We start from the raw sequence: 12,504 nt of genomic DNA, 5'->3' as shown, positions 1-12,504 counted from the left end.
CGTTACCTCACGAGTGAAAGAGGGGTGAAATCAGGCATGAAAAGGCACCAGAGAAGTCCGAGAGCAGCGGCAACGCCGAAGCGCACGGTATGATGTGTCTCGCGCGGCTTCAGCACGGAAGCGGCGTCGCGGAAACCGGCGGGCAGGAGAAGCGCAAACAGTCCGACCGTTCGCGCCAGCACGCTCCACTGAACACGCCGCGCCATGGAGAAAACGGCAATCACGCCGCCGACCATGAGCGATGCAAGGGTGACGTCGATGGCGGGCCAGAGGCCGAGAATGGCGCCGAGCGCCGCCATCAGCTTGACGTCGCCGCCGCCGCAGCTTCCGGCTGCGAAGGCGATGAGAAAGATCAGGCCGGCTGCAAGGAGGCCTGCGAAGGCAAGCCCTGTTCCTGCGAGACCGCCGCTGACTGCCGCCAACATGAACCCGGCAAGCAGGCAGGGATAGGTGACGGCGTTCGGGATATGACCGTGGCGATGGTCGAGCACCGCCGCGGTCATGGTGCAGGCGACGGCAAGAGCCGCCGCCGCAGGCATCAGGGTCAGATCATAGGTCGTATCCATGATCCCGACCCGCTTATTGACCCGGCTCAGGAATTCTCTCGGCATCCGAGAGCGCCGTGTTCTTTTCATTGAACCATTCGCCGATCTGCTTACCGAATGCGAGCAGAAGCAGCATCAGCGGAATGACGATCAGGGCGACGGCCAGGACGATCTGGGCCATGTCGCCACGCTCGTCCTTGTGAAGTGCAATTGCGAGAGTCTTGAGTTTACCAAACATGTGATTACTCCTCATTCCCAGGTTTGTTTCGGTTCGAAGCCCTGATGAAGATGAACCAAGCATACGCCATCGATCCGAACGAGCATGTTGCTCGATCCAACGATATTTTCTGCTTCAGCTTATCTTCCCCGGCTGCCAACGTTTGTTGAACAACACCATTAAGACCCAAGAGTGCGCCCAAGGCCAGCCCTCCGTCAAGCAAACGAAACGAAGGGTTCCAATTGTCTTGGAGGCATCGCCGGCACAATCGCAGTTGACGTCATATTTTTTCAACTAACCGCTTGAACGGGCTAAGATTTTAGCTGCGTGGCCGAAGTTTTTGCCAACCTGGCGAGGCCTCGTCTACTGCTCCATAATTGGTCAATTCTTTCAAAGCGATAGAAGAAACAGCATATGGCGATCATAATGACTGCCTCCGCGGGGCCCGGCCATGGCGTTGTTTGGCGATCTGGATTAAGCTTTCGGAAAATGGCGGATGTCGCCCGCCAGTCGATCCGGAGAGAGAACGATGGAAACGATGAGCAGCATCTTAATACTTGGATTGGTCCTCATTCCACTGATGATGTTCTTTCCGACCGCGGTCCAGATGATGGCGACACTGTTCGGCATGAGCACGGTCCTGGTCGGGATGCCGCTCTGATGAAGGCCGTTTCCGACGACGCTGCCGAACAGGCAACCTTCCAGGTCCTGACCCGGGCGCTGGACAAGCTGCTCGGGCCGATCCGTTTTCTCCTCGACGATCCGAGCGTGTCCGAAATCCTGATCAACGGGACATCCGACATCTTCGTCGAAAGGCGAGGCAAGCTCGAACGCGCCGATACGCGTTTTGCCAGTCGCGAAGATCTGGAATCGGCCGCGCGCAGCATCGCGCAATTCTCAGGCAAGCGACTGACCCCCGAGGAGCCGAGCATCGAGGCGCGCCTGCCGGATGGTTCGCGCGTGCAGATGATCCAGCCGCCGGCCGCCCGCACCGGGCTCTGCATCTCCATTCGCCGCTTCCTGAAAGAACATCGCAGCATCCGCGACCTCGTCACCCAGGGCAGCCTGACGGAGGAATCGCTGTCGCTGCTGCAGGCGGCCGTCGGGCTGCAGAAGAACGTCATCATCTCCGGCGGCACCGGCACCGGCAAGACGACGATGCTGAACGCGCTGTCGGAAGCCTTTGCCGACCACGAGCGCGTCATCGTCATCGAGGACACGTCCGAACTGCAGATCCGCAAGGAACACGTGGTCTATCTCGAAGTGACCAAGCCCGACCGTTTCGGTCGCGGCGGCGCCAGCATCCGCGACCTGTTCCGCTCGTCGCTGCGCATGCGGCCCGACCGGATCATCGTCGGCGAGTGCCGCGGCGGCGAGGCGCTTGATATGATCCAGGCGATGACCTCAGGCCACAGCGGCAGCCTTTCGACGGTGCACGCGAACACACCCTATGACTCCCTGCACCGGCTGGAAACGCTGGCGCTGATGTCGGATATCGACATGCCGCTTCGGCCGCTGCGCGCCCAGATCGCCTCGGCGGTCGACGTCGTCGTGCAGATCGCCCGCTTCAAGCGCACCGGCCGGCGTCGGGTGATCGAGATCTCCGAGATCAAGGGCCTGAACAATGACGGCCAGTATATCGTCGAAAGCATCTACAAGCTCGAGGGCGACGGTCATTCCAATCCCGACGGCGCACTGCTCTGGACCGGTGTCGTGCCGAGCTTTGCCGCCGATGCAGTGGAAGAGCTGCAAGGCGCGGATCGCCCCGAATGGGTCGGTGCCGCCGCGCTGCAAATGGCTTAATAACGATCCCAGACCCTCCTCTGTTAGACGCCATCCTTTTCGGCGCTCGCCGCCATATGCGCGAGATCGTCCCAGAGGCTTTCGGCAAAGCTGCGCAGGACCGTCAGTTCGAAGCTGTCATCGCCGGTGCGGACGATCTGCACGGAGAGATGACCGACCATCGTCATGGCCGAATGGCCTTCCGGAAAGACGGAAGGATCGAGATCGACGGCTGTGCCTCGTGACAGAAGTGCGCGCGAACAACGGCCGGAAACGCCGATGCGCACGCGCCCGTGGCTCTGGTCCATGACGAAGGCCTTTCCCGCAAGCGCTGCCGCGAGAGCATCGAGGCTGGCGGGCATGAGCGGCTCATCGCCGGCGACGAACCATTGCCGGAAACCCGCCTTGCGGATCGAACTTTTCGCAAAGCCTGCTTTCACCAATTCCGCGGCGAGCGCGGATGGCTCGATGGCGCCGAGCACATGCAGGAGATGGCCCTCCGGCGAGGCTTCAAGCTGGACGCCCGCCTCTGAGGTGCTTTTGTATGCCGTTCCGGCCAGAACCGGTTTGTGTTGCGGAAGATCACGCATGGAGCTTCTCGTTTTCGGGATCGATGAAGACGGGATGGCAGAGCACCGCATCGGTAAATTCGTTGCGCAGGCCGTTCCAGACCGTCACCCTTTCACCGATGCGTTCCGGCCCACGCTTGACAAGCGCCAAGCCGATCGTATGGCCGAGCCCCGGCGAAAAGGCGCTTGATGTGACGTAGCCCTGGTCATTTTCGAGCGTCGCCGCAACGCCGTCGGCAAGAATATGCGAGCCGGTGCGGAAGCCGCTTGCCGGATTAAGCGGCTTGACGCCGACGAGGCGCGGCCGCTCGGGATCCTGCAGCCCTTGGCGCGCCAGCATTGCCTTTCCGATGAAATCCGGCTTGGTTGATGAGACCATGCGGCCGAAACCGAGATCGCCAGGCGTCACCGTACCGTTGATCTCTGCATGGGTGACATGGCCCTTCTCGATGCGCATGACGCCGAGCGCTTCGGCGCCATAGGCGCAGATGCCGTGCTTCTCCCCTGATACCATGATCGCATCGGCAACGCCTTCGCCGTAACCGGCCGGTACTGCCAGCTCGTAGGCGAGTTCGCCGGAGAAGGAGATCCGGAAGAGCCGGCCTTCGAGGCGGCCGCCGAAGAGGGTGACCTTGCGGGCACTCATGAAGGGGAAAGCCGCATCCGACAGGTCCTCGTCGACGATCTCCTGAAGAATGGGGCGCGACTTCGGCCCGGCAACGGCCATTTGCGCCCATTGATCGGTCGAGGAGGCGAAGCAGACGTCGAGATCGGGCCAGAGCGTCTGGGCGCAGAATTCGAGATGGGTCAAAACGCCGGCGGCCAGCGCCGTCGTCGTCGTCATGAAGAAATGCTCGTCACTGAACCGGCTGGTGGTGCCGTCATCATAGATGAAGCCGTCCTCGCGCAGCATGATGCCGTAACGCGCCCTGCCCAAAGCAAGCTTGGCGAAGCCGTTGCAATAGATGCGATCGAGGAAGGCCGCGGCATCCTTGCCAAAGATTTCGATCTTGCCGAGGGTCGAGACGTCGCAGAGGCCGGCGTTCATCCTGATGTTCAGCACCTCGCGGTCGACGCTTTGGCGCCATGTCGTCTCGCCGGCGCGCGGGAACCAGGACGAGCGATACCAGAGGCCGGTTTCGACGAAGACCGCGCCGTTCTTCTCGGCCCAGCCATGCAGCGGCGATTTGCGGGCCGGCTGGAAATGTTTGCCGCGCGATGTCCCGGTCAAGGCGCCGAAGGAAACCGGTGTATAGAAGGGCCGGAAGGTCGTCGTTCCCACCTCGGCGGGCGACACGCCGCGCGCCTCGGCAAGAATGCCGATGGCGTTGATATTGGAAAGCTTGCCCTGGTCGGTCGCCATGCCTGATGTGGTGTAACGCTTGGCGAGCTCGACATGGCCGTAGCCTTCGCGGACGGCGAGGCCGAGGTCCTTGAGATGCACGTCGTTCTGGTAATCGACGAAAGCCTTGCCCTTCGAACCCTTCACCGACCAGAGCGGTTTTGCCTGTGCAGCCGTCTCGGAAGCCGCGCCAAAGGCCGGCTCCGCCGCTGTGAAACCGATTGCCTTCAACGCGGCAGCTGCCTTTGCGGCGCCATCGCCGAGGCAGGTCGCGGTTTGCGCGATGCCGGCAGCCGAGCCGGCAACGGTCAGTCCTTCCTGCTGGACAGGCGCCAGAAACGCCGAGGCCTCGTGCGACCATTGCGGTTTTCCACCGCGATGACAGGCAAGATGAATTATCGGGCTCCAGCCGCCCGACATGGCAAGCGCATCGGCTTCGATCCGATGGATGCCGTCTGCGGTCTTGACGGTGACGCCGCGCAGGCGCTTGCCGCCAAACGCATCGATGACCCTGGCACCCTTCAGCACGTCGGCGCGCCCCTGCCAACTCCCACCTCCATCCGCGCGGCTGTCGACGATCGCCGCGACCGCGAGGCCGGCGGCTTCAAGATCGGCGGCGGTGCTGTAACCGGCGTCGTTGGTGGTGAAGATGACCGTGCTTCTGCCGGGCGCGACCGCCTGCCGGTTGAGATAGCTGCGCATCGCGCCTGCCATCATCACGCCGGGAATATCGTTGCCGCCGAAGACGAGCGGCCGCTCTTCTGCGCCGGTTGCAAGGATCGCCTGGCGGGCGACGATGCGCCACAATCGTTCGACCGGGCGTTCCGGATCGGGCATCGCCACATGCTTCTGCACCCGTTCGACGGCGCCGAAGACATTGTCGTCGTACCAGCCGAACACCGTCATGCGCGGCAGACGCCGCACATTCGGAAGTCCCTCCAGTTCGGAAAGCAGCTCTCTCAGAAGCGCGCCCGCCGGCTTGCCGTCGACAGAACCGCTGTCGGAAAGCAGGCTGCCGCCCAGTTCGGGGCCCTCGTCGGCGAGGATGACGCGCGCCCCGGCACGGCCAGCTGTCAGCGCTGCGGCAAGACCGGCCGGGCCGGCGCCGATCACCAGCAGATCGCAATGCGCCCAGCATTTCTCGTAGGAATCGGGATCGGCCTCGTAGGAGGCCCTGCCGAGGCCCGCCGCCTTGCGGATCACCGGCTCGTAGAGCTTTTCCCAGAGGGCCGCCGGCCACATGAAGGTCTTGTAGTAGAAACCGGCGCTGAGGAAGGGCGACAGCAACCCGTTGACCGCGCCGACGTCGAAGCCGAGCGAGGGCCAGCGGTTCTGGCTCCTTGCCGTCAGCCCCTGGTAGAGCTCGATCATCGTTGCGCGTGTATTCGGCTCGGTGCGCCCGCCGTTGCCTGTCGTCACCAGCGCGTTCGGTTCGGCAGCGCCCGCCGTCAGAATGCCGCGTGGCCGGTGATATTTGAAGCTGCGGCCGACGAGCTGGACGCCGTTGGCAAGCAGCGCCGAGGCGAGTGTGTCGCCCGGATGGCCTTCGAGCGGCCGGCCGTCAAAGGTGAAGCCGAGCGAAGTCGTGCGGTCGATGCGGCCGCCGGAGGAAAGACGGAAGCTCGTCATGCCGGTTCTCCGCCGAGCTTGGAAAGGGCGGCGTCGCGGACGCCATGGACCGCATGGGTGACGGTATCGCGTTCGACGATCAGCCAGCGCCGGCATCCGGAGGAGTGGTGCCAGAATTCGCTGTGCCGGCCCCTCGGATTATCGCGCAGATAGACATAATCGAACCAAGCATCCGCACCGGCATCCGGCGCCGGCCTGATAAGGCCCGCATCGCCGCGGATCGAGAACTCCTCCTTCGGTCGGGCGCCGCAATGGGGACAGGAAATCAGGCTTGCCATCGTCAAATGTCCTCAGTGCAGGTTGGGCTGGGCGCCGACGCCCTTTTCGTCGATCGGATAGCCGCGCGCGAAACGATCGAGCCGGAAGGCGCGGGCGGTCTGATGCGGCGTATTGCGGGCGATCAGATGGGCGTAGCAGAAGCCGGAGGCCGGTGTGGCCTTGAAGCCGCCGTAACACCAGCCGGCGTTGAGATAGAGATTGTCGATATGGGTGCGGTCGATGATCGGCGAGCCGTCCATGCTCATATCCATGACGCCGCCCCAGGAGCGCAGATAGCGCACGCGCGACAGCGACGGGATCAGCGCCAGCCCGGCTTCGGCGACGTGCTCGACCGAAGCGAGATTGCCGCGCTGGGCATAGGAATTGTAGCCGTCGATATCGCCGCCGAAGACCAGGCCGCCCTTGTCCGACTGGGACGCGTAGAAATGCCCGGCGCCGAAGGTGACGACCGTGTCGATGAACGGCTTCAGTCCTTCGGAAACGAAGGCCTGCAGCACATGGCTTTCGATCGGCAGCCGCAGGCCGGCCATATCGGCAACGACGGTGGAATTGCCGGCGGCGGCCAGCGCCAGCTTGCCGCAGCCGATGAAACCCTTGCTGGTCTCGACGCCGGTAATCTGACCGTTTTCGCTGCGGATGCCGGTCACCTCGCACTGGGTGATGATGTCGACGCCGCGTTGATCGGCGCCGCGCGCATAACCCCAGGCGACCGCATCATGGCGCACCGTGCCGCCGCGCGGCTGAAACAGGCCGCCCATGATCGGGAAACGGGCATTGTCGAAGCCGAGGAAGGGCAATTTCTTGCGCACCGCCTGCCGGTCGAGAAGCTCGGCGTCGACGCCGTGCAGCCGCATGGCGTTGCCGCGGCGCGTATAGGCGTCGCGCTGGGCGTCGGAATGGAAGAGGTTGAGCACGCCGCGCTGCGAGACCATGGCGTTGAAGTTGAAGTCCTGCTCCAGCCCTTCCCAGAGCTTCATCGACAGCTCGTAGAAAGGATTATTGCCCGGCAACAAGTAGTTCGAGCGAATGATCGTCGTGTTCCTGCCGATATTGCCGGAGCCGAGATAGCCCTTTTCGAGGACGGCGACATTGGTGACGCCGAATTCCTTGGCAAGATAATAGGCGGTGGCAAGACCATGGCCGCCGCCACCGACGATGATGACGTCGTAATGCGGCTTCGGCGCCGGGTCGCGCCAGGCAGGCAACCAGCTTTTGTTGCCGCGAAGGCCGTTGAGGAAAATCGAAAGAGCGGAATAGCGCATGGGTCAATCCCAAATGAACAACTGCATGATGCCAGAAAGAGGCGGGCAGACTTGTACAATAAGGACATAAATGGCTAAGAAAGAGACATGTCCTCACTTGATAGCAGAAATGCCCAGACGATCGGCTTCATCCTTATCCCGGGATTTGCGCTGATGTCCTATGCCTCGGCGACGGAACCGCTCAGGGCGGCAAATCTCTTGGCGGGACGTGAGATCTATCGGCTGCAGATCTTCTCGCCGGATGGCGCAGCGGCACTCTCCTCCTCGGGCGTCAGCGTCCCCGCCGAACCTCTCCCTGTCAGGGGCTCGGGGCTCGGAACGGCCTTCGTCTGCGCCGGCGGCTTGCCCCGCGACTGGCGGTATCCCGGCGTGCTTTCCTGCTTGCGGCAGTTGTCGCGCGAAGGTGTGAGGATCGGCGGCATCTCGGGCGGTTCTTATCTGATGGCCGCCGCCGGACTGCTTAGCGGCCGCGACTTCACCATCCATTGGGAGCATGCCGCAGCCCTTCTCGAAGCCTTCCCGGACCTCACGCCGCGCCAGGCGCGCTTCCTGATCGACGGCAACAGGATTACCTGCGGCGGCGGCATCGCACCGCTCGACATGATGCATGTGCTGATCGCCGAGCGCATGGGGCCGGATTTCGCCCGCCGGGTCAGCGACTGGTATCTTCATACGGAGGTCAACGAGCCGGCTGCACCCCAGCGCGCCTCGCTGGCGCAGCGCTATGGCGTCTATCATCCCGGCCTGCTCAGCGTTCTCGAACGGATGGAGGAGACGATCGAGATGCCGCTCGAGCGCGCCGCCATGGCGCGCATTGCCGGCGTCACCACCCGCCATCTCGACCGGCTCTTTTCGGCTCACCTCGGCAGTACCTTCCTCGAGCAGTACCGCAGGATCAGGCTGCAGCATGCCCATCGGCTGCTGAAGCAGAGCCCGCTTTCCGTCTCGGAAATCGCGGTGGCCACCGGCTTTTCCAGCCTGAGCCATTTTTCCCGGATGTTCCGTGCCCTCTACGGCATCGCTCCGCGCGCGGCGCGGCGGGAATAGGTTTTCTTCACGGTTGAGGAATTTTCACTATGGCGATAGGGTTGCCTTGAACAAAAGAGAAGGCGGCAGGGGAAAACCTATGAAACCCAAGCGTGAAGCGGCAGAGCAACCGGAACAGGCGCTTGGCGGACGCGCTCCCTTTTCCCAGGACCCGCACGCCGTTCGCGAGCCGAAGGAAAACAACCTCGAAATGGCGATCGGCCATGAGGTGCGCGCCTACCGCAAAAAACTCGGCATTACCGTCACCGATCTGGCGGCGGCGACCGGCATTTCGCTCGGCATGCTGTCGAAGATCGAGAACGGCAACATCTCACCGTCACTGACGACGCTGCAATCGCTGTCGCGGGCGCTCGGCGTGCCGCTGACGGCCTTCTTCCGCCGTTTCGAGGAGCCGCGCAACGCCGTCTTCGTCAAGGCAGGCCAAGGCATCGAGCTCGAACGGCGCGGCACGCGCGCCGGTCATCAATATAATGTGCTCGGTCATATCGACAACAATACCAGCGGCGTCATCGTCGAGCCCTATCTCATCACCCTGACGACCGACTCCGACATCTTCCCGACCTTCCAGCACGAGGGGATGGAATTTCTCTATATGCTTGAGGGCGAAGTCGTTTACCGCCACGGCGACCAGCTTTTTCAGATGCAGCCCGGCGATAGTCTGTTCTTCGACGCCGATGCGCCGCATGGGCCGGAGCAGCTGGTGAAACTGCCGAGCAAATACCTCTCGATCATCAGCTATCCACAGCAGAGCTCGAAAAGCTGACTTGCCTCAAAAGAAAAAATCTTTCTTCCCAGTTGAAAACTCAAAATAGACCTGCTAGTCCTTTTTCAACACGAACGGAGGTCTGGTCATGTGCGGAATTGTGGGTCTCTTCCTCAAGGATAAAAGTCTCGAACCGGAGCTCGGGGCATTGCTGTCCTCCATGCTGGTGACGATGACGGATCGGGGGCCGGACAGCGCCGGTATTGCGATCTATGGCGACGCCAGCGGCAACAGCGGCAAGATCACCATCCAGTCGTCCAATCCGAAGAAGGATTTCGCCGGCCTCGAGGCCGAGCTCGGCCAGGCGGTTGGCGCATCGGTCGCCGTCCAGGTGAAGAGCACGCATGCCGTCATCACGCTTGCGAGGGACCTGCTCGAAACGGGCAAGGCAGCCGTTTCGGAACTGCGTCCGAACGTTCGCATCATGAGCAGCGGCGACGCCATCGAGATCTATAAGGAAACGGGTCTGCCGAAGGATGTCGTCTCGCGCTTCGCGGTCAATTCGATGGCCGGCACCCACGGCATCGGCCATACCCGCATGGCGACGGAATCAGCCGTCACGACGCTCGGCGCCCATCCTTTCTCCACCGGCTCCGACCAATGCCTGGTGCATAATGGCTCGCTGTCCAACCACAACAATCTGCGCCGCGAACTGAAGCGCGAGGGCATGACCTTCGAAACCGAAAACGACACCGAGGTCGCCGCCGCCTATCTGACGGCAGAGATGGCCAAGGGCAAGAATCTCGGCCAGGCGCTGGAAGGCGCGGTGGATGACCTCGACGGCTTCTTCACCTTCGTCGTCGGCACGAAATCCGGCTTCGGCGTCGTGCGCGATGCGATCGCCTGCAAGCCCGCCGTCATGGCCGAAACGGACCAGTACGTCGCCTTCGGTTCCGAATACCGGGCGCTCGTCAACCTACCCGGCATCGAGAATGCCCGGGTCTGGGAGCCGGAGCCTGCAACCGTCTATTTCTGGGATCACCAGAAGGTCGCTTGACCGGCGCCTCATGCCTATTCTCCAAGGGTTATCGAAACATGCCTGTCATTGATCTTGCCACTACGCCGTTGCGCGAACTCAACAGCGCCCTGCACAACATCCAGAACGGTTCGAACGATCTTTCCTTCGAAGTCGTCAATCCGCGCGGCAGCCATTCGGTTGCCGTCGGCATCGATGCGCCCGTCACGGTCGATGTGAAGGGGTCCGTCGGCTATTACTGCGCCGGGATGAATGATGGCGGGACCGTCACCGTTCACGGTTCGGCAGGTCCGGGCGTTGCGGAAAACATGATGTCTGGAACCGTCGTCATCGAGGGCGATGCCAGCCAGTATGCCGGCGCAACCGGCCGCGGCGGCCTCCTTGTCATCAAGGGCAATGCGGCATCGCGCTGCGGCATCTCGATGAAAGGCATCGACATCGTCGTTCATGGCAATATCGGTCACATGTCCGCCTTCATGGGCCAGTCCGGCCACCTCGTGGTACTCGGCGATGCCGGCGATGCGCTTGGAGATTCGCTCTACGAGGCAAAGCTCTTCGTGCGCGGTTCGGTCAAGAGCCTGGGTGCCGATTGCATCGAAAAGGAGCTGCGTCCCGAGCATCTGACGAAGCTGGCGGAACTTCTCGAAAAGGCGGGCGTGACCGAAGTGAGGCCCGAGGAATTCAAGCGTTACGGCTCCGCCCGCAAGCTGTACAACTTCAATATCGACAACGCCGACGCGTATTAAGGCGAGGGACCACCATGAGCTATCACAACCCCTATACCCCGCCGCGTAAGTCAGCGACCTTCGACGATTACACGCTGGCGGAAATCCGCCGCGCCGCGGCGACCGGCATTTACGACATTCGTGGCGCCGGCACCAAACGGAAGGTGCCGCATTTCGACGACCTGCTGTTTCTCGGCGCATCGATCTCGCGCTATCCGCTCGAAGGTTACCGCGAGAAGTGCGACACATCGGTCGTCCTCGGCGCCCGCTTCGCCAAAAAGCCAATTCACCTGAAGACGCCGATCACCATTGCCGGCATGAGCTTCGGCGCGCTCTCCGGCAATGCCAAGGAAGCGCTCGGACGCGGCGCGACGATTGCCGGAACCTCCACCACGACAGGCGACGGCGGGATGACCGATGAAGAGCGCGGCCATTCGCAGACGCTGGTCTACCAGTATCTGCCGTCGCGATACGGCATGAATCCCAAAGACCTGCGTCGCGCCGATGCGATCGAGGTGGTTGTCGGTCAAGGCGCAAAACCCGGCGGCGGCGGCATGCTGCTCGGCCAGAAGATCTCCGATCGCGTCGCCAACATGCGCAACCTGCCGAAGGGCATCGACCAGCGCTCGGCCTGCCGCCATCCGGATTGGACTGGCCCGGACGACCTCGAAATCAAGATCCTGGAACTGCGCGAGATTACCGACTGGGAAAAGCCGATCTATGTGAAGGTCGGCGGCGCGCGGCCCTATTACGATACAGCGCTTGCCGTGAAGGCCGGCGCCGACGTGGTGGTGCTCGATGGCATGCAGGGCGGAACCGCCGCGACCCAGGATGTCTTCATCGAGAATGTCGGCATGCCGACGCTCGCCTGCATCCGCCCCGCGGTCCAGGCGCTGCAGGATCTCGGCATGCATCGCAAGGTGCAACTGATCATCTCGGGCGGCATCCGTTCGGGCGCCGACGTGGCCAAGGCACTGGCGCTGGGCGCCGATGCCGTTGCCATCGGCACGGCGGCACTCGTTGCGATCGGCGACAACGATCCGCACTGGGAAGAAGAATATCAAAAGCTCGGCACAACGGCCGGCGCCTATGACGACTGGCACGAAGGCAAAGACCCGGCCGGCATCACGACGCAGGATCCGGAACTGATGAAGCGGCTTGATCCGATCGCCGCCGGCCGCCGTCTCGCCAACTATCTGAAGGTGATGACGCTGGAAGCCCAGACCATCGCGCGCGCCTGCGGCAAGAACCACCTGCACAACCTGGAACCGGAAGATCTTTGCGCCCTGACGATGGAGGCCGCCGCCATGGCGCAGATCCCGCTCGCCGGCACAAACTGGTATCCCGGCAAGGGAGGCTACTGATTTC

13 protein-coding genes are annotated in these 12,504 nt (G+C 62.7%); 7 read left to right on the top strand and 6 right to left on the bottom strand.

All coding sequences use genetic code 11. The annotated features are described in order from the left end of the window. Positions 1-2: 2 nt before the first annotated feature. Together N1937_RS31130 and N1937_RS31125 are read right to left on the bottom strand one after the other, a co-directional pair. Positions 3-566 carry an A24 family peptidase gene (locus N1937_RS31130; RefSeq protein ID WP_260060311.1) on the bottom strand — a complete coding sequence of 188 codons (564 nt, stop codon included), beginning with the start codon at positions 564-566 and terminating at the stop codon, positions 3-5. Positions 567-579: 13 nt separating this feature from the next. Next, a complete protein-coding gene (locus tag N1937_RS31125) occupies positions 580-783 on the bottom strand; it encodes a hypothetical protein (RefSeq protein ID WP_018246152.1) in 204 nt (67 codons plus the stop codon). Positions 784-1,300: 517 nt separating this feature from the next. On the opposite strand from N1937_RS31125, the gene N1937_RS31120 reads away from it, so the two are divergent. Beyond that, positions 1,301-1,423: a hypothetical protein gene (locus N1937_RS31120; RefSeq protein ID WP_260060310.1), complete on the top strand. Its 123-nt coding sequence runs from the start codon at positions 1,301-1,303 to the stop codon at positions 1,421-1,423. Next, on the top strand, positions 1,423-2,565 hold the full coding sequence (locus N1937_RS31115; RefSeq protein WP_260060309.1) for a CpaF family protein: 1,143 nt from the start codon (positions 1,423-1,425) through the stop codon (positions 2,563-2,565). Before N1937_RS31120 ends, N1937_RS31115 begins: the two co-directional genes overlap by 1 nt. Before the next feature lie 23 nt (positions 2,566-2,588). Here N1937_RS31115 and N1937_RS31110 read toward each other — a convergent pair whose 3' ends face one another. The 4 genes from N1937_RS31110 to N1937_RS31095 are packed head-to-tail and all read right to left on the bottom strand — an operon-like array spanning position 2,589 to position 7,625. Continuing rightward, the gene (locus tag N1937_RS31110; protein WP_260060308.1) at positions 2,589-3,134 is read right to left on the bottom strand and encodes a sarcosine oxidase subunit gamma; all 546 of its coding nucleotides are present in this window, start codon (positions 3,132-3,134) and stop codon (positions 2,589-2,591) included. Next, the gene (locus N1937_RS31105; protein WP_260060307.1) at positions 3,127-6,084 is read right to left on the bottom strand and encodes a sarcosine oxidase subunit alpha family protein; all 2,958 of its coding nucleotides are present in this window, start codon (positions 6,082-6,084) and stop codon (positions 3,127-3,129) included. Before N1937_RS31105 ends, N1937_RS31110 begins: the two co-directional genes overlap by 8 nt. Further along, positions 6,081-6,362, bottom strand: a complete 282-nt coding sequence (locus N1937_RS31100; RefSeq protein WP_017968486.1) for a sarcosine oxidase subunit delta — start codon at positions 6,360-6,362, stop codon at positions 6,081-6,083. Before N1937_RS31100 ends, N1937_RS31105 begins: the two co-directional genes overlap by 4 nt. Positions 6,363-6,374: 12 nt before the next feature. Next, positions 6,375-7,625, bottom strand: a complete 1,251-nt coding sequence (locus tag N1937_RS31095) for a sarcosine oxidase subunit beta family protein (RefSeq protein WP_260060306.1) — start codon at positions 7,623-7,625, stop codon at positions 6,375-6,377. Between the two features lie 87 nt (positions 7,626-7,712). On the opposite strand from N1937_RS31095, the gene N1937_RS31090 reads away from it, so the two are divergent. The 5 genes from N1937_RS31090 to N1937_RS31070 all read left to right on the top strand — a co-directional run bounded on the left by N1937_RS31090 (position 7,713) and on the right by N1937_RS31070 (position 12,500). Further along, the gene (locus N1937_RS31090; RefSeq protein WP_260060305.1) at positions 7,713-8,672 is read left to right on the top strand and encodes a GlxA family transcriptional regulator; all 960 of its coding nucleotides are present in this window, start codon (positions 7,713-7,715) and stop codon (positions 8,670-8,672) included. Between the two features lie 79 nt (positions 8,673-8,751). After that, positions 8,752-9,435 carry a helix-turn-helix domain-containing protein gene (locus tag N1937_RS31085; RefSeq protein WP_260060304.1) on the top strand — a complete coding sequence of 228 codons (684 nt, stop codon included), beginning with the start codon at positions 8,752-8,754 and terminating at the stop codon, positions 9,433-9,435. Positions 9,436-9,523: 88 nt separating this feature from the next. Continuing rightward, positions 9,524-10,432 (top strand): class II glutamine amidotransferase, encoded by a 909-nt coding sequence (locus N1937_RS31080; RefSeq protein ID WP_170278951.1) that lies wholly within the window; start codon positions 9,524-9,526, stop codon positions 10,430-10,432. 38 nt (positions 10,433-10,470) lie between these two features. Continuing rightward, complete coding sequence (locus N1937_RS31075) at positions 10,471-11,157, top strand: GXGXG domain-containing protein (protein ID WP_003548139.1); 687 nt, start codon at positions 10,471-10,473, stop codon at positions 11,155-11,157. A gap of 14 nt (positions 11,158-11,171) precedes the next feature. Next, positions 11,172-12,500 carry an FMN-binding glutamate synthase family protein gene (locus tag N1937_RS31070; RefSeq protein ID WP_003548137.1) on the top strand — a complete coding sequence of 443 codons (1,329 nt, stop codon included), beginning with the start codon at positions 11,172-11,174 and terminating at the stop codon, positions 12,498-12,500. The last annotated feature ends 4 nt before the right edge of the window (positions 12,501-12,504 follow it).

Source organism: Rhizobium sp. WSM4643, assembly GCF_025152745.1.
Taxonomy (GTDB): domain Bacteria; phylum Pseudomonadota; class Alphaproteobacteria; order Rhizobiales; family Rhizobiaceae; genus Rhizobium; species Rhizobium leguminosarum_I.
This window is presented reverse-complemented; position numbering and strand designations above follow the sequence as displayed.